This window comes from Tardiphaga sp. 42S5 (genome assembly GCF_034044155.1).
GTDB lineage: Bacteria > Pseudomonadota > Alphaproteobacteria > Rhizobiales > Xanthobacteraceae > Tardiphaga > Tardiphaga robiniae.
This window is the reverse complement of record NZ_CP139027.1, coordinates 5663094-5678716: the sequence shown is the minus strand read 5'-3', so window position 1 is coordinate 5678716 and position 15623 is coordinate 5663094. Positions and strand designations below refer to the sequence as shown.

At 61.6% G+C, this 15623-nt stretch carries 12 protein-coding genes and 1 pseudogene; 4 read left to right on the top strand and 9 right to left on the bottom strand.

Annotated elements, in window-relative coordinates; all coding sequences use genetic code 11:
• Positions 1–120: 120 nt before the first annotated feature.
• From SFY93_RS26460 to SFY93_RS26450, 3 genes and pseudogenes are all read left to right on the top strand, one after another.
• A pseudogene (locus SFY93_RS26460) lies at positions 121–357 on the top strand (class I SAM-dependent methyltransferase); the annotation flags it as partial.
• 236 nt (positions 358–593) lie between these two features.
• Entirely contained in the window at positions 594–1808 is a 1215-nt protein-coding gene (locus SFY93_RS26455) for an efflux RND transporter periplasmic adaptor subunit (protein ID WP_089265398.1), read from the top strand.
• Between the two features lie 10 nt (positions 1809–1818).
• Entirely contained in the window at positions 1819–4974 is a 3156-nt protein-coding gene (locus tag SFY93_RS26450) for a multidrug efflux RND transporter permease subunit (RefSeq protein ID WP_320445196.1), read from the top strand.
• A 155-nt stretch (positions 4975–5129) separates the two neighbouring features.
• Here the strand turns inward: SFY93_RS26450 and SFY93_RS26445 are convergent, their stop codons facing one another.
• The 9 genes from SFY93_RS26445 to tkt form a co-directional block, all read right to left on the bottom strand.
• Entirely contained in the window at positions 5130–5921 is a 792-nt protein-coding gene (locus SFY93_RS26445) for an inositol monophosphatase family protein (RefSeq protein ID WP_320445195.1), read from the bottom strand.
• Positions 5922–6023: 102 nt separating this feature from the next.
• Entirely contained in the window at positions 6024–7094 is a 1071-nt protein-coding gene (locus SFY93_RS26440; RefSeq protein ID WP_320445194.1) for a tetratricopeptide repeat protein, read from the bottom strand.
• Positions 7095–7101: 7 nt separating this feature from the next.
• Positions 7102–7785 (bottom strand): thiamine phosphate synthase, encoded by a 684-nt coding sequence (locus tag SFY93_RS26435; RefSeq protein WP_320445193.1) that lies wholly within the window; start codon positions 7783–7785, stop codon positions 7102–7104.
• A 2-nt stretch (positions 7786–7787) separates the two neighbouring features.
• Positions 7788–8813, bottom strand: a complete 1026-nt coding sequence (locus tag SFY93_RS26430; RefSeq protein WP_320445192.1) for a class I fructose-bisphosphate aldolase — start codon at positions 8811–8813, stop codon at positions 7788–7790.
• A gap of 166 nt (positions 8814–8979) precedes the next feature.
• Positions 8980–10047, bottom strand: coding sequence for a class II fructose-bisphosphate aldolase (gene fba / locus SFY93_RS26425; protein WP_315843266.1), 1068 nt, complete (start codon positions 10045–10047; stop codon positions 8980–8982).
• A gap of 180 nt (positions 10048–10227) precedes the next feature.
• Positions 10228–10485 (bottom strand): hypothetical protein, encoded by a 258-nt coding sequence (locus tag SFY93_RS26420; protein ID WP_320445191.1) that lies wholly within the window; start codon positions 10483–10485, stop codon positions 10228–10230.
• A gap of 62 nt (positions 10486–10547) precedes the next feature.
• Positions 10548–11741, bottom strand: a complete 1194-nt coding sequence (locus SFY93_RS26415; RefSeq protein WP_320445190.1) for a phosphoglycerate kinase — start codon at positions 11739–11741, stop codon at positions 10548–10550.
• A gap of 116 nt (positions 11742–11857) precedes the next feature.
• Positions 11858–12868, bottom strand: a complete 1011-nt coding sequence (gap, locus tag SFY93_RS26410; RefSeq protein ID WP_320445189.1) for a type I glyceraldehyde-3-phosphate dehydrogenase — start codon at positions 12866–12868, stop codon at positions 11858–11860.
• 128 nt (positions 12869–12996) lie between these two features.
• A complete protein-coding gene (tkt, locus tag SFY93_RS26405; RefSeq protein ID WP_320445188.1) occupies positions 12997–14982 on the bottom strand; it encodes a transketolase in 1986 nt (661 codons plus the stop codon).
• 308 nt (positions 14983–15290) lie between these two features.
• Here tkt and SFY93_RS26400 point away from each other — a divergent pair, with 308 nt between their 5' ends.
• The gene (locus SFY93_RS26400) at positions 15291–15620 is read left to right on the top strand and encodes a DUF4164 domain-containing protein (protein ID WP_089265387.1); all 330 of its coding nucleotides are present in this window, start codon (positions 15291–15293) and stop codon (positions 15618–15620) included.
• The last annotated feature ends 3 nt before the right edge of the window (positions 15621–15623 follow it).

Genomic DNA, 15623 nt, shown 5'->3' with positions numbered 1-15623 from the left:
CAGCCCCGCGACAAAAAAAGATCGGATACCGCCGGAATCAGCGATGTCACCGGGAACTTCCAGTTGAGACCCGGCGCGATCTGCCGCGTATTTAGAAAAGACCTTTTTGTTGAGCCGTTTGTGGAGAGGGAGTGGCGCTGGAGCGGCACGCGCTACGCGCGCATGGCGAATGACTGGCTCGACAATCGATCGCCATCGCGACGAGATCGAACGCATCCTGCGTCCGGTCTATGGACGCAATACCGCATATGGATGCGGCGCTGGCGCTGGTTCTTTCTGCGAACGCAGGCTTGTTTGTCTATGCGGATGGAAGCGAATGGGGGCGTGAGCCACTATCGAATGGCCGCCGTTAACTAAACGTGAGCTGGTTCCATCCGATTCACGTTCGCGTGAGCCTCGAAAGCCTTTGTGAGTTCAATACGATAGGCCGTGTGGCAATGCGCCGCCTCGATATGTATTGCGCCGCAGCACCGCGGTTTTTATTCTAGGCTATCAAAGAAGTTCGATAAATCCGGCTACGCGCATGAAGACCACAGAGGTCCGGCGTATCCGTTGATGCATGTTCGAATTCGCAACCTGGGATATCAAAGTAAATGACGATGTTGAACGCACGCTCTGCAGGCTTCGCGCTTCTGCTGGCGGGACTAGCGCCCGTGCTCGCAGGATGCAACGAACCCAAGGATGCGGTGGCGTCAGCGCCGCCGCAGGTGAGTGAGCCTGAAGTCAGCATCATTTCCGTCACGCAACAGCGACGTGCACTGGTTCGCGAATTGCCTGGACGTATCGCGCCGACGCGCGTTGCCGATGTGCGCTCGCGTGTGTCGGGCATTATCATCGAGCGCGCGTTTCATCAGGGCACCGAGGTGAAGGCGGGTGACACGTTGTATCGCATCGATCCGAAGCCGTTCGAGGTGGAGTTGCAGTCCGCAAAGGCGTCGCTTCATAAGGCGGAAGCTGCCTATGACCTCGCGTCGATGCAGGCCAAGCGCGTGTCGGGTCTTGCACTGCAGAAAGCAGTCTCCGAAGCGGAAGCCGAGAAAGCAGTCGGTGCGCAGCGTCAGGCTGAAGCCGAGATTGCATCCAAGAAAGCCGACGTCGCGCGTGCGCGCCTCAATCTGGACTATGCAACCATCCGCGCGCCGATCGACGGCATTGTCGGAGCCGCTCTGGTGACCGAAGGTGCCCTGCTTGCGCAGAACGACAATACGAATCTCGCCACCATTCAGCAGCTCGATCCGATCTATGCCGATTTCACGCAGTCGGTGTCCGAACTGAATAACTTGCGCCGCTCGTTTGAGACCGGCGATCTCGAGCGGATCGCGCCTGGCGCGGCCAAGGTGAGACTGATGCTTGACGACGGCACGCTCTATTCGCTGCCGGGCAAGCTGCTGTTCTCCGAAGCCAAGGTCGACACCTTCACGGGCCAGGTGACGCTGCGCGGCGAATTTCCGAACCCGAAGCGTGAGCTGTTACCGGGCATGTATGTCCGCGTGCAGATTGAGCAGGGTATCGACACCGACGCCATTGCCGTTCCGCAGCAGGCAGTCCAGCGCAATGGCGGTGGCGGCGCCGAAGTGTTCGTCGTCAAGGATGACGGCCATGTCGCGGTCCAGATGGTACGAACGGGTGCTGTGCAGGACGGTCAGTGGTTCGTGACTGAAGGCCTGAAGGGCGGCGAGCGTGTTGTCGTCGAGGGCTTCCAGAAATTTGCTGCAGGCGACAAGGTCAAGGCGACCGCCTGGACTGATGCGAATGCCACTGCGGGCCTTCCGCCTGAGGGGCAGAAAACCACTCAAGCGCGTCCCTGAGTAAATCGACATGGCTAGTTTTTTCATCGACAGGCCGATTTTTGCCTGGGTCGTCGCGCTTTTCATTTGTCTTTTCGGCGCCATCGCGATTCCGCAGCTGCCGATTGCGCAGTATCCGATCATCGCGCCGCCATCGATTTCGATCTCGACCAGCTATCCGGGCGCGTCGCCAGAGAATCTCTACAACAGCGTGACGCGGCTGATTGAAGAGGAACTCAACGGCGCTGCGGGCATCCTGAACTTCGAATCGACGAGCGATTCGCTGGGTGCCGTCGAAATCATCGCAAACTTCCAGCCCGGCACCGATACCAGCCAGGCGTCGGTCGAAGTGCAGAACCGCCTGAAGCGCGTGGAAGCGCGTCTGCCGCGTGCCGTGATCCAGCAGGGCATCCTGGTCGAGGAAGCCTCTGCGGCGGTGCTGAACATCATCACGCTGCGCTCCACCGATAACAGCCTCGATGAAGTCGGCCTCGGCGACTTCATGATCCGTAACATCCTCGGTGAAATTCGTCGTATTCCGGGCGTCGGCCGTGCCTCGCTGTATTCCACCGAGCGCTCGCTGCGGGTCTGGGTCGATCCCGCCAAACTCGTTGGCTACAATCTGACCTCCGACGACGTGAACAAGGCCATCACGGCGCAGAACGCCCAGGTTGCCTCCGGCAGCGTCGGTGCCGAGCCGTCGACAGCGACCACCAAGACGTCGTCGTTGGTGCTCGTCAAAGGCCAGCTCTCCACGCCGGAAGAATTCGGCGCCATTGTGCTACGCGCCAATTCCGATGGCTCGACCGTGCGGCTGCGCGACGTCGCCCGTATCGAGATCGGCGGCCTCAGCTACCAATTCACCACGCGCCTGAACGGCCAGCCGACGGCAGGCCTGTCGGTGTTGATGTCCCCGAAGGGCAACGCGCTGGCGACGGCGTCCGCCATCGAAGCCAAGATGAAGGAGCTGTCGAACTTCTTCCCTGCTAACATCGCTTACGACATTCCGTACAATGTCACGCCGGTGGTGAAAGCATCGATCATGAAGGTGGTGATGACGCTGATCGAGGCGGTTGTCCTCGTCTTCATCGTGATGTTCATCTTCCTGCAGAATTTCCGCTACACGCTGATCCCGACCATCGTCGTGCCCATCGCGCTGCTCGGCACCTGCACGATGCTGTTGTTGGTCGGCTATTCGATCAACATGCTGACCATGTTCGGCATGGTGCTGGCTGTCGGCATCCTCGTCGACGATGCCATCGTCGTGGTCGAGAACGTCGAGCGCATCATGAGCGAGGAGGGGCTTCCGCCGAAGGAAGCCACCAAGAAGGCGATGGGCCAGATCTCCGGCGCCATCATCGGTGTCACGCTGGTGATGATCGGCGTGTTCGTGCCGATGGCGTTCTTCCCCGGCTCGGTGGGCATCATCTACCGCCAGTTCTCGGTCACCATGGTCGCCTCGATCGCGTTCTCCGCGCTGCTGGCGCTGTCGCTGACGCCGGCGCTTTGCGCAACCTTCCTGAAGCCGATCAAGGAAGGACACGGCCATGCCAAGAAGGGCGTGTTCGGCTGGTTCAATCGCAAGCTCGATGCCACCCGCGATGGCTATTCAAGGACAGTGGGCTGGTCGATCCAGCGCACCGGACGCTTGCTGATCGTCTACGTCGCGTTGCTGGTGGGACTGACCTGGGGCTTCATGCGGATGCCCGGCGGCTTTCTGCCTATCGACGATCAGGGTTTCATCACCACTGACGTGCAGACGCCGTCGGACTCCTCGTTCGCCCGCACTGAAAGTGCCATCGAAAAGGTCGAGGAATATCTGAAGAAGCGTTCCGGTATCGAGAGCGTCGTGTTCCTCACCGGCTTCAGCTTCCTCGGGCAGGGCATGAACACCGCGCAGGCCTTTATCACCCTGAAGGACTGGGCTGAACGCCCGCCCGGCGATTCCGCCGCGGCGCTTGTCAACGATATCAATCGGGAATTGTCGTCGATCCGCGACGCCAAGATCTCCGCTTTGCAACCGCCGCCGATCGATAACCTCGGCAACTCTTCAGGCTTCAGCTTCCGCCTCCAGGACCGCGGCCAGAAGGGGTTCGTCGCGCTTAATGCTGCATCCGACAAGCTGATTGCTGACGCCAATGCCAGCCCGGTGTTGCAGAAGGTGTTCGTCGAAGGCCTGCCGCCGGCGCCATTGGTCAATCTGATGATCGACCGCGAAAAGGCCGGCGCCTTCGGCGTCACCTTCGAGGACATCAACAGTACAATCTCCACTAATCTCGGTTCGAACTACATCAACGACTTTCCCAACCGGGGCCGCATGCAGCGCGTCGTAGTGCAGTCCGAGGCCGCCAACCGGATGAATGCGGCCGACATCCTGAACTACAACGTCAAGAACAGTCGCGGACAGCTGGTGCCGTTCTCGTCCTTTGCCACTGTGGAATGGGCGAAGGGTCCGACCCAGATCGCTGGCTTCAACTTCTATCCGGCGGTGCGAATCTCCGGCGAGGCACGGCCCGGTTTCACCTCGGGTGATGCGATCAAGGAGATGGAGCGTCTGGCTGGCCTGTTGCCGCGCGGTTTCGGCTTCGAATGGACCGGCCAGTCGCTGCAGGAGAAGCTATCGGGCTCGCAGGCGCCGTTCCTGCTCGCGCTGTCGGCGCTGGTGGTGTTCCTGGTGCTCGCAGCGCTTTATGAGAGCTGGACGATCCCGGTAGCCGTGCTGATGACGGTGCCGCTCGGCATCGTTGGCGCCGTGCTGGCGGCGAATTTGCGAGGCCTGCCGAATGACGTGTATTTCACGGTGGGTCTGATTACGATCATCGGTCTCGCGGCCAAGAACGCGATTCTGATTATCGAATTCGCCAAGGACCTGCGCGCGCAGGGCAAGTCACTCGTGGATGCCACGATGGAAGCGTGCTTCCTGCGCTTCCGCCCGATTGTGATGACCGGTCTCGCCTTTATCTGCGGTGTGTTGCCAATGGTCGTTGCATCGGGCGCCGGCGGTGCCAGCCAGCAGGCGCTTGGTACGTCGGTGACCGGCGGCATGATCGCGGTGGTGATCCTAGCGCTGCTGATGGTGCCGGTGTTCTTCGTGTCGGTGCAGCGGCTGTTCTCGCCGGACAAGGCGCCGAAGACGGAAGAGGCAAAGTCAGGCGAAGAGCCCGCGGTTTCGCCCTCGCATTCTTAAAGAATCGAGGGCGAGCTACACTCGTCATTCCGGGGCGCAGGACAGCGGCGAAGCCGCTGGCAGGCGAACCCGGAATCCCGATGTGTTCAGCCATGTCGAGATTCCGGGTTCGCGCGCGCAGGTGCGCCCGCGCACCGGAATGACAGCGCTGTTGTTTACTTTGTCAGCGGCCGCAGGATCTTCGTGAGAGCGCCGTGGACGAACTCGTTGCCGGCAACGACGTTGCCGGTCGTCAGCACATCACCGCCATTGATATCGCCAACAGTACCGCCGGCTTCCTTGATCAGGATCAGGCCGGCAGCGATGTCCCAAGGCTGCAGGTTGCGCTCCCAATAGCCATCGAGGCGACCGGCTGCGACGAAGGCCAGATCGAGCGAAGCCGCGCCGAAGCGGCGCAGGCCGGCGACCTTCGGCTGCAACGCGGCCATTTCGTTGCGTGACAATTCGAAGTCGCCGCGGCCGATATGCGGCAGGCCGCAGGCGATGACGCATTCGTTGAGCTGCTTGCGGCCGGCGACGCGCAGGCGGGTGTCGTTGAGGAACGCGCCCGAGCCCTTCTCGGCCATATAGAGTTCGTCATTGGCCGGATTGTAGATCAGGCCGGCAATCACCTGACCTTCGCGCGCCAGACCGATCGAGACTGCGAATTGCGGGATGCCGTGCAGGAAGTTGGTGGTGCCATCGAGCGGGTCGACGATCCAGGTATGGCTCTTGTCGGTACCGTCACGGTTGCCACCCTCCTCACCGAGGAAGCCATAGCCCGGGCGGGCCTTGTTGAGGTCCATATAGAGCATCTCTTCGGCCCGCTTGTCGGCGAGGCTGACGAAATTTGCGGGGCCCTTCATGGAGACCTGCAGGTTCTCGATCTCGCCGAGGTCGCGCTTCAGGCTACGGCCGGCGCGGCGCGCGGCTTTCACCATCACGTTCATAAGGGCTGAATTGATCATGCGTTCGTCTCACGACGACCTGACGGCAGGTCTGATTGGGGGTTGCTGAGGCGATGGGTGCCCTGCGGGCGGCATCTCGTCAAGGCAAGATCGCTACAGGGGTCATTTCTGGGTCGTGCCCAGCCACTTCTTGGCGGCTTCCTGGGCCTTGGTCTTTTCCTCGGGGGTAGCCTGGGCCAGAAGCTCGTCGAGCATCAGGTCCCCCTTTCCGGCGGTTTTGGCGACGATGTGCCATTTCAGACCTTCCAGCCGGTCATCTGTATTGGTGCGGAGCGCCAGTACCCGGGCGAGGCGGTTCTGGGCGATCGGGCTGTTCTGTTTGGAGGCCTTGCGGAGCAGGGCGATGGCCGCAGCCTCGTTCTTGGGGGTTCCCGTGCCGTTATAGAGCGCAATGGCATATTCGACCTCGGCGTCGACATTGTCGGCCAGGGATGCCGCCTGGAGCAGGCGGACCGCCTTGTCGATGCTTTTCTCGACGCCGGTGCCTTCCTTGTAGAATGTCGCCAGCGCGTATTGCGCTTCGGGGTTACCGGCGTCGGCCGCGACGCGGAGCAATTCGGCCGAACGCTTGACGTCCTGCGGCAGCGTCTGTCCATCGAGATAGAGCAGCGCCAGATTGTAGGCAGCCTTCGGATTGCCGAGCTTGGCGGAGGATGCCAGCAGTTTCACGGCCTCGTCGCGTTTGCCGACATTGCCGCGATCCGACAGTCGCAGCATCGCCAGCGCGAACATGGCCTCGCGGTCGCCGCGCTCCGACGCGCGCTGATACCATTCTGCAGCTTTCGCATAGTCGCGTTTTACCCCCAGTGCATTGGCGTAGAGTTCGCCAAGCATGGTCATCGCCTTCGGGTCGTTGTTCTCCTGCGCGCGTTTGCTCGCGAGGTCGAAAGCGGTCTTGTACTGACCGCGTTGATAGGCGCCATAGACCAGGTCGGCATTGGGGTCGGTTGGTGGAGCTTCTGCAGGCTGCGCGGGCTTTTCAGCAGGCGGCGTGGGAGCTTTCTTCGCTGCTGTCGGCGCTTTCGCCGGTGCCGGCGCCTTTTTTGGCGCTGCCTTGCTTGCAGCCGGTGGCGGCGTCTGCACGCCCGGCGGCGTCAGCGAAATCTGCGCGGCCGCAGCGGCCGCCCAGGTCAGGCAGCCGGCAATTACAGTGAGGGAACGCAGAACTTTCATTCCGGCGTTATTCCTGTGCGACTTTGGACTGCCCCGAGACGAGCGTCGCATATCCCTGCTGGATTGCCTTCTCTGCGTCCATCAAGGCTGCAGCAGCGCCGCGCGCGTCGTTCCAGATGACGTCGCCGACCAGCACGAAGTCAGCGCCGGCAGCTGCGAATTCCCTGGCCTCATCGAGCGTTGTGGCAAAGCCTACGCAGGGCGGTTCGAACAATTCGGCCCACCACTGAAGGCGCTCGACAATGGCGTCAGCCGATGGGCGCTGGCCGTTCGGGTCGGGCTCGCCGAACAGCACGTAATCGGCGCCGGCTTCGCCCGCTGCCATCGCATTATGGCGCGTCGACAATCCGCCGCAGCCTGCAATGCGATCAGGCTTCAGCGAGGGCAGTGCATCCTGCAGGGGAGCGAGACCGGGCAGATGCGCGCCATCGGCGCCGCCGCGTGCGACGAGCTCGACATTGCCTTCGACCAGCATCGCGGCGCCGTTGGTCTGGATGACAGGCGCCAGCGCCTTGATGCGCGTGATCATGGTGCGCTGGTCGGTCGTCGCCAGTCGCACCAGGACGGCAGCGACATCTGCTTTCTCAAGAAGAGCAGGCAGGTTCGCGGCCAGCGCTGATGGATCCTCGACGACGGGAGTCGCGAGATAGAGGCGCGGCATCGGCGGTGGCGGGACGGGTTTGGAAGCCAAGATTATAGCGCCTTCTGTTCTTGATCAGTCGTCCACTCGCCCTTGCTGGCGAGTGAATTCATGTGTGCACGATGGGTGAAGGCCTGCTGACCGGCGGGCACATTGTTGGCTTTGCCGGACCATGCCTTTTGCGGCGCTGCCTGAAGCGCGCGGCCATAGGAGAATGTCAGTGGCCAGGGCAGGCTGCCGATCCTGTTCATGGCGTCGAGATGCGCGGTCGCATCTTCGTCAGATTGGCCGCCGGAGAGGAATGCGATGCCGGGCACGGATGCGGGCACGCAGTTCTTCAGCATGCGCACGGTCTTCTCGGCCACTTCAGCCACACCAGCCTGCGTCTTCGACTTCTTGCCAGAGACGGCCATGTTCGGCTTCAGGATCATGCCTTCCAGTGCGACCCGCTGGACCCGCAATTCCTGGAACGTCTTGTTGAGCACGCGTTGCGTCACCTCGACGCAGCGGTCGATGTCGTGATCGCCGTCCATCAGCACTTCGGGCTCGACGATCGGGACGATCTGTGCGGCCTGGCATAGCGCTGCATAGCGGGCGAGCGCGTGCGCGTTGACGGAGATTGCGGTCATCGAGGGAATCCCGGCACCGATATCGATTACCGCGCGCCACTTTGCGAAGCGCGCGCCGCGCGCGTAATATTGGGCAAGACGCTCGGCCAGCTTGTCGAGGCCCGCTGTGACGAGCTCACCGGGACAGTTCGGCAAGGCCTGCGTGCCCTCATCGACCTTGATGCCGGGAATGGCGCCGGCTTCCTCGATAAGCCGCACCAGCGGCGTGCCATCCTTGGCGTTTTGCCAGATGGTCTCGTCGTAGAGGATCACGCCGGAAATGTAGCTGCTCATGGCCTCGCGCGAACGAAACAGCATTTCACGATAATCGCGGCGGTTGTCCTCGGTCGACTCGACGCTGATCGCATCGAAGCGCTTCTTGATCGTGCCTGACGATTCATCTGCGGCAAGCAAGCCCTTGCCCGGCGCGGTCATGGCGCGGGCGATTTTGTTGAGTTCGGCGAGATTCATGGGCATGTCCTGAGCGGGCTAGTCCTGCAGGTCAATCTAGACCGTTCTCGGGCAAAATCCGAGCATCTGGCCGGCCAATGAGCCCGTCCGCATCCGATTCCGGCAAAAATTCAGCCTGCCATAGGCTGTATGGCAGGCTGAAACACAGTCAATTGGCAGTTTGGGCTCAGGCGATCTTCGCGTTTAGCTCGCCCGATGCGTAACGCTTGGCCATTTCGGCCGTGGTCAGCACCTTTTTGATCTTGCTGGCCTGGCCGGCGGTATTGAATTCCTGCAGGCGCTGCTTGCAGAGCTTCACCATCGCTTCCATCGCCGGTTTCAGATATTTGCGCGGGTCGAATTCGCTGGGGTTCTCGCTCAGCACCTTGCGGATCTGGCCGGTCATGGCCATCCGGTTGTCGGTGTCGATGTTGATCTTGCGGACGCCATGCTTGATGCCGCGCTGGATTTCCGACACCGGGACGCCCCAGGTCGGCTTCATCTGGCCGCCGAACTTGTTGATGATGTCCTGCAGGTCCTGCGGGACCGAGGATGAGCCGTGCATCACCAGATGGGTGTTCGGCAGCTTGCGGTGGATTTCCTCGATCACGTTCATGGCGAGGATATCGCCGTCCGGCTTGCGGGTGAATTTGTAGGCGCCATGCGAAGTGCCCATGGCAATCGCCAGCGCGTCGACCTGCGTCTCCTTGACGAACTTCACAGCCTCGTCGGGATTGGTCAGCAACTGGTCGTGGCTGAGCTGGCCCTCGGCGCCGTGGCCGTCTTCGGCTTCGCCCATGCCGCTCTCCAGCGAGCCGAGCACGCCGAGTTCGCCTTCCACTGAAATGCCGCCGAGATGCGCCATATCAGTGACGGTCTTGGTCACGCCGACATTGTAGTCCCAGTCCGCCGCCGTCTTGCCGTCCGCTTTCAGCGAACCATCCATCATCACCGAGGTGAATCCGGCCTGGATTGCGGTCATGCAGGTTGCAGCTTCATTGCCGTGATCGAGATGCACGCAGACGGGAATGTGCGGATAGATTTCGGTGACTGCGTCCATCATGTGCTTGAGCATGATGTCGTTGGCATAGGAGCGGGCGCCGCGCGAGGCCTGGATGATGACCGGTGCATCGACACCCGATGCGGCTTCCATGATCGCCAGCGCCTGTTCCATATTGTTGATATTGAAGGCCGGCACTCCGTAATCGTGTTCTGCCGCGTGATCGAGCAGTTGACGCAACGTAATACGGGCCATGCAGGAAGCTCCTTGTAAATTGGGACAGGCGCAAACGCCGCGCCGAGGGATATATGGCTCTTAGCGCGAGGAGACGGCGAATCCAAGACGCCATCAGTCGCGCATACAGCCAACGTTAATCGCCACGATGGCCCAGCGTTCCAGCTAATGGAATTCCCAACGCGTTAGTATTTCCGAACGTCAGTGCTCGCTGGCGTCTAGCAAAGCGATCTGCTGCTCTACGGCTGCAAGCCGCTCTTCGAAATCACCGGCTGCTGAACGCATCATGACCAGCATCGCAGCGCCATCGCGACGTTGTTTGCGCACTAACGTCTCGACGCGCTCCAGACGGCTGTCGACTTGCTCGAAACGTTTATCGGCCGCCCCGCGAAACGCAGCGACATCACCCTGAATTTTCTTCAGGATCTCGAACGTTGCTGTTTGCACATTCTCGCTCATGGAAAGAACGTACCATAAACATTGCGGCGCCCACAAGTATTGCGGGCAAAAATTTACCTCTGCTACTTCTTCAATACTTCCACACCCGGCAGCGGCTTGCCTTCCATCCATTCGAGGAAAGCGCCGCCGGCGGTCGAGATGTAGGAGAAGTCATCGGCGACGCCGGCGTGATTGAGCGCAGCCACCGTATCGCCGCCGCCGGCTACTGAAATCAGCTTTTTCGCCTTGGTGCGCGCTGCGGCGTATTTGGCGCCGGCAACCGTGCCGCGGTCGAACGGTGTCATTTCAAATGCGCCGACCGGGCCATTCCAGACCAGCGTGGCGGCATCGTCGATCGCTGCGTTGATGCGTTCGATCGACTGCGGACCAACGTCGAGGATCATGCCCTCATCGGGGATCGCATCGAGGCCGTAGGCGTGAGACGGTGTGTTGGCGGCGAAGTGGAATGCGACGATGGCGTCCACCGGCAGGATGATGGCACAGCCCGACGCTTCAGCTTTGTCGATGATCCGCAGCGCGGTGGCGGCAAGGTCTTTCTCGCACAGCGACTTGCCGACCTTGACACCCTGCGCATGCAGGAAGGTATTGGCCATGCCGCCACCGATCACGAGCGCATCGACCTTGGTGACGAGATTTTCGAGGAGATCGATCTTCGACGAGACCTTGGCGCCGCCGACGATGGCGATCACCGGCTTGGTCGGTGCGTCCAGCGCCTTGCCGAGCGCGTCCAACTCGGCCTGCATGGTGCGGCCGGCATAAGCGGGCAGCTTGTGGCCGAGACCTTCGGTGGAGGCGTGGGCGCGATGCGCCGCCGAGAATGCGTCATTGACCCAGATGTCGCCGAGCTTGGCGAGTTCGGCGACGAAAGCCGGATCGTTCTTCTCCTCAGCGGAATGGAAGCGCGTATTCTCAAGGCAGAGAATGTCGCCGTCCTTCATGGCGCCAACGGCCTTGGCTGCGACGTCGCCGACGCAGTCGTCGGCAAAGGCGACCGGCTTCTTGATTACATCGGCAAGTGCTGCAGCAACGGGCTTCAGCGAGTTCTTGTCGTCGCGGCCCTTGGGGCGGCCGAAATGCGCGAGCAGGATGACCTTGCCGCCCTTGTCGGAAATTTCCGTGATGGTCGACGCGATGCGTTCAAGCCGCGTTGCGTCGGTAACCTTGTCACCATCCATGGGCACGTTGAGATCGACGCGCACGAGAACGCGTTTGCCCTTCATATCGACGTCGTCGAGGGTGCGGAAAGAATTGGTCATGATGTTGTGTCCCAAACGCAGATCAGCGCACAGCGGCGCGCCTCGAAGCGGGGACCGCTATAGTCGTTGGCTCCCGGACGCGGCGTTTTGCGCTGCGCCCGGGATAAGCTCTTGCCTTAGAGCAGCTTGCCCATCGCAACGGCGGTATCGGCCATGCGGTTGGAGAAGCCCCACTCGTTGTCGTACCAGGAGAGCACGCGCACAAGCGTGCCGTTCTGCACCTTGGTCTGGTCGAAGGCGAAGGTCGACGAATGCGGATCGTGATTGAAGTCGATCGACACGTTCGGGTGCGAAGTGGTGCCGAGCACGCCCTTCAGCTCGCCGGCGGCAGCCTTCTTGATCGCTTCGTTGATCTCTTCTTTGGTGGTGCTCTTCTTGGCGATGATCTTGAGATCGACCACGGAGACGTTCGGGGTCGGCACGCGGATCGAGACGCCATCGAGCTTGCCGGCCAGTTCGGGCATCACGAGGCCGATGGCCTTCGCAGCGCCGGTCGAGGTCGGAATCATCGACATCGCAGCGGCGCGACCGCGATAGAGATCGCTATGCAGCGTGTCCAGCGTCGGCTGGTCGCCGGTGTAAGCGTGGATCGTGGTCATGAAGCCGGTTTCGATACCGACGGTCTCGTTCAGCACCTTGGCGACAGGTGCCAGACAGTTGGTGGTGCACGAACCGTTAGAAACGACCAGATGCTCCTTGGTCAGGGTCTTGTGGTTGACGCCGTAGACGATCGTGGCATCAGCACCATCGGACGGAGCCGAAACCAGCACGCGCTTGGCGCCTGCGGTCAGATGCGACGTCGCCTTCGCCTTGGCGCTGAAGATGCCGGTGCATTCGAGCGCGATATCGATGCCGAGATCCTTCCACGGCAGCGTGTTCGGATCGCGCACCGCAGTGACTTTGATCTTGTTGCCGTTGCCAAGCTGGATGCTGTCGCCGTCGACGGTGACGTCGCCGGGGAAGCGGCCATGCACGCTGTCGAAGCGCAACAGGTGGGCGTTGGTTTCAACCGGACCCAGATCGTTGATGGCGACGACTTCGATGTCGGTGCGCTTGGACTCGTAGATCGCCCGCAGGACGTTGCGGCCGATGCGGCCAAAACCGTTGATCGAAACCCGGACTGCCATTCAACTTCTCCCTTTTATTAGGCTCAAACCTCGCGTGAGGGCCTTCATATAGTGACGTGTGACGGGCGTTTCATGCCCTGAATGGAACGCTGGTGCAATGTGTCAAATTTACCAGCGTTCCGATAGAGTTAAGCCGCGTTGTGTTTGCTGGTTGCGGCCTCGACCACGGCCTCGGCCGTGATGCCGAACAGCTTGTAAAGCTCCTTGGCCGGCGCGCTCGAGCCGAAGCCCTTCATGCCGATGAAGGTGCCGTCGTGTCCGATCACGGCATCCCAGCCGAACCGGACCGCGGCTTCGACGGCGATCTTGATCGGCGCGTCGCCAATGATCGCTTTCTGGCGCTCTTCAGGCTGCTCCAGCAGTAGTTCGAGCGAGGGGACCGATACGACCCGCGTCGCGATGCCCTTGTCGGCCAGTTGCTTCTGCGCAGCGACTGCGATCTCGACTTCCGAACCCGAGGCGAAGATCGACACGGCGGCTTTGCCCTTGGCCGCGATCAACTCATAGCCGCCAGCGGCGCAGAGATTGTCGTCGTGATGGGTGGTGCGCACCGGCGTCAGGTTCTGGCGCGACAGGGCCAGCATGGTTGGGCCGTTGGTCTTCTCCATGGCGAGCTGCCAGCATTCGGCAGTCTCGACCGTGTCCGCGGGGCGGAACACGCGCATGTTCGGCATCGCGCGCATCGCGGCCAGATGCTCCACCGGCTGGTGGGTCGGGCCGTCTTCGCCGAGGCCGATCGAGTCGTGGGTCATGATGTAGATGACCGGGATCTGCGCCAGCGCCGAGATGCGCATCGCCGGTCGCGCATAGTCGGTGAAGCACATGAAGGTCGCGCCGGCCGGGATGAAGCCGCCATGCAGCGCGATGCCGTTCATGGCTGCGGCCATGCCCATTTCGCGAATGCCGTAGTGAATGTAGCGACCCTTGAATTCGCCGGGCTTCACTTCGATGGCGCCCTTGGTGCGGGTGTTATTCGATGGCGTGAGATCGGCCGAACCGATCACCATTTCCGGCACGACCTGCACCAGCGCTTCGAGCGCGAGTTCGCTCGCCTTGCGGGTCGCGACGGTCTGCGGCTCGGCAATCAGCTTCTTCTTCAGCGTGAGGATCGCGTCCGCCATGGCTGTCGGTCGAACGTGATCGTTGCGGCGGGTGAATTCGCTGCGCTTGTCGTCCGGAAGGGCATCAAAACGCTTTTGCCAGTCCGCGTGCGCCGATGCGCCCTGCTTGCCGACGTTGCGCCAGGCATGCAGGATATCATCGGGCACCTCGAACGGGCCGTAATTCCAGTCCAGTGCCTTCTTGGCGCCTGCGAGTTCTTCCGCGCCGAGCGGTTCGCCGTGGGCCTTCGAGGTACCGGCGCGGGTTGGTGCGCCAAAGCCAATCTTGGTCTTGCAGGCGATCATCGACGGACGGTCGGACGCCTGCGCCTGCTTGATAGCGGCAGCGATGGCGACCTGGTCGTGGCCATCGACATGCACGGCATTCCAGCCATGGGCCTTGAAGCGTGCGACCTGATCGACGCTGTCGGCAAGCGACAGCGGACCGTCGATGGAAATGCCGTTGTCATCATAGAGGAAGATCAGCTTCGACAGCTTGAGATGACCGGCCATGGCCAGAGCTTCGTGGCTGACACCTTCCATCAGGTCACCGTCGGAGCACAGCACGTAAGTGTAGTGATCGACGATATCGCCGTATTCGGCGGCCAGCATGCGCTCGGCAAGCGCGAAGCCAACGGAGGTGGCGATGCCCTGACCGAGCGGACCCGTGGTGGTCTCGACGCCTGAGGTGTGGAAATTCTCGGGATGACCCGGAGTTTTGGAATGCAACTGGCGGAAGTTCTTCAGCTGGTCGAGCGTCATCTCCTTGTTGCCCGTCAGATAGAGCAGGGCATAGAGCAGCATCGAGCCGTGACCGGCCGAGAGGATGAAGCGATCGCGATCCGGCCACTTCGGATCGGCTGCGTCAAATTTGAGGAACTGTGTGAACAGCACGGTTGCGACGTCGGCGGCGCCCATCGGCAGCCCAGGGTGACCGGATTTGGCCTTTTCCACGCCGTCCATGGCGAGGGCACGAATCGCGTTGGCCATTTTCGAGTGATCAACCTGCGCCATGTCGGTTTCCGTCTAAATTGAAGGGAATGGAATATTCTGCGTCCGCAAGAGGGGCGGTCTGCAGCGAGATGTTGGGATCGCTTAGGAGAAACTGGTGGATAGCATCTGGGTTCCTGGGAGTCCAAGGTCTCCCGGACAGTTCTGGTCTGTGGATATCTACCGGCGGTTTTTGTCGGCTTTGCGGTGCATAGCTTTTAAGCTTTGTTGCGTCCGGCTCGCTTGCAACCTAAATTTCAGGGCCTAAAGGCTTGCGGAGCCGTGGTTTTTGAGCTCCGGTCGCATCACACCCAAGGTCCGCGTAACCCAGTATGATCGAACGACCCGCCCATCTCACAGCCTCCGATCCCGCCAATGGCGGTGCGGCCGAGATCGACTCTGCCACGCGGCGGTTGATGGCAGCGCTGGATGCTCTGGAAAGTGCGGTCGAGCGCCGTCGTGAGGCGGATCGCGACGAGGATGAGCTGGCCACCCGCATTCAGGCGCTTGGCGCCGATCGGTCCCGGCTGGCGGATGAGCTTGATGGCACGCTGGTGAAATCGCGCCGGCTGGAGCGCGCCAATCGCGACATCGCCGACAAGCTCGACACCGCCATCGGTACCATCCGCGCGGTGCTGGCGACTGACAACGCGCATGAGTAAAGC

Excerpts from the sequence above, each read along its gene's own strand:
- SFY93_RS26455 (WP_089265398.1), top strand. The coding sequence starts at position 594 with ATGACGATGTTGAACGCACGCTCTGCAGGCTTCGCGCTTCTGCTGGCG.
- SFY93_RS26450 (WP_320445196.1), top strand. The coding sequence starts at position 1,819 with ATGGCTAGTTTTTTCATCGACAGGCCGATTTTTGCCTGGGTCGTCGCG.
- SFY93_RS26445 (WP_320445195.1), bottom strand. The coding sequence starts at position 5,921 with ATGATCAATTCAGCCCTTATGAACGTGATGGTGAAAGCCGCGCGCCGC.
- SFY93_RS26440 (WP_320445194.1), bottom strand. The coding sequence starts at position 7,094 with ATGAAAGTTCTGCGTTCCCTCACTGTAATTGCCGGCTGCCTGACCTGG.
- SFY93_RS26430 (WP_320445192.1), bottom strand. The coding sequence starts at position 8,813 with ATGAATCTCGCCGAACTCAACAAAATCGCCCGCGCCATGACCGCGCCG.
- fba (WP_315843266.1), bottom strand. The coding sequence starts at position 10,047 with ATGGCCCGTATTACGTTGCGTCAACTGCTCGATCACGCGGCAGAACAC.
- SFY93_RS26420 (WP_320445191.1), bottom strand. The coding sequence starts at position 10,485 with ATGAGCGAGAATGTGCAAACAGCAACGTTCGAGATCCTGAAGAAAATT.
- SFY93_RS26415 (WP_320445190.1), bottom strand. The coding sequence starts at position 11,741 with ATGACCAATTCTTTCCGCACCCTCGACGACGTCGATATGAAGGGCAAA.
- gap (WP_320445189.1), bottom strand. The coding sequence starts at position 12,868 with ATGGCAGTCCGGGTTTCGATCAACGGTTTTGGCCGCATCGGCCGCAAC.
- tkt (WP_320445188.1), bottom strand. The coding sequence starts at position 14,982 with ATGGCGCAGGTTGATCACTCGAAAATGGCCAACGCGATTCGTGCCCTC.
- SFY93_RS26400 (WP_089265387.1), top strand. The coding sequence starts at position 15,291 with ATGATCGAACGACCCGCCCATCTCACAGCCTCCGATCCCGCCAATGGC.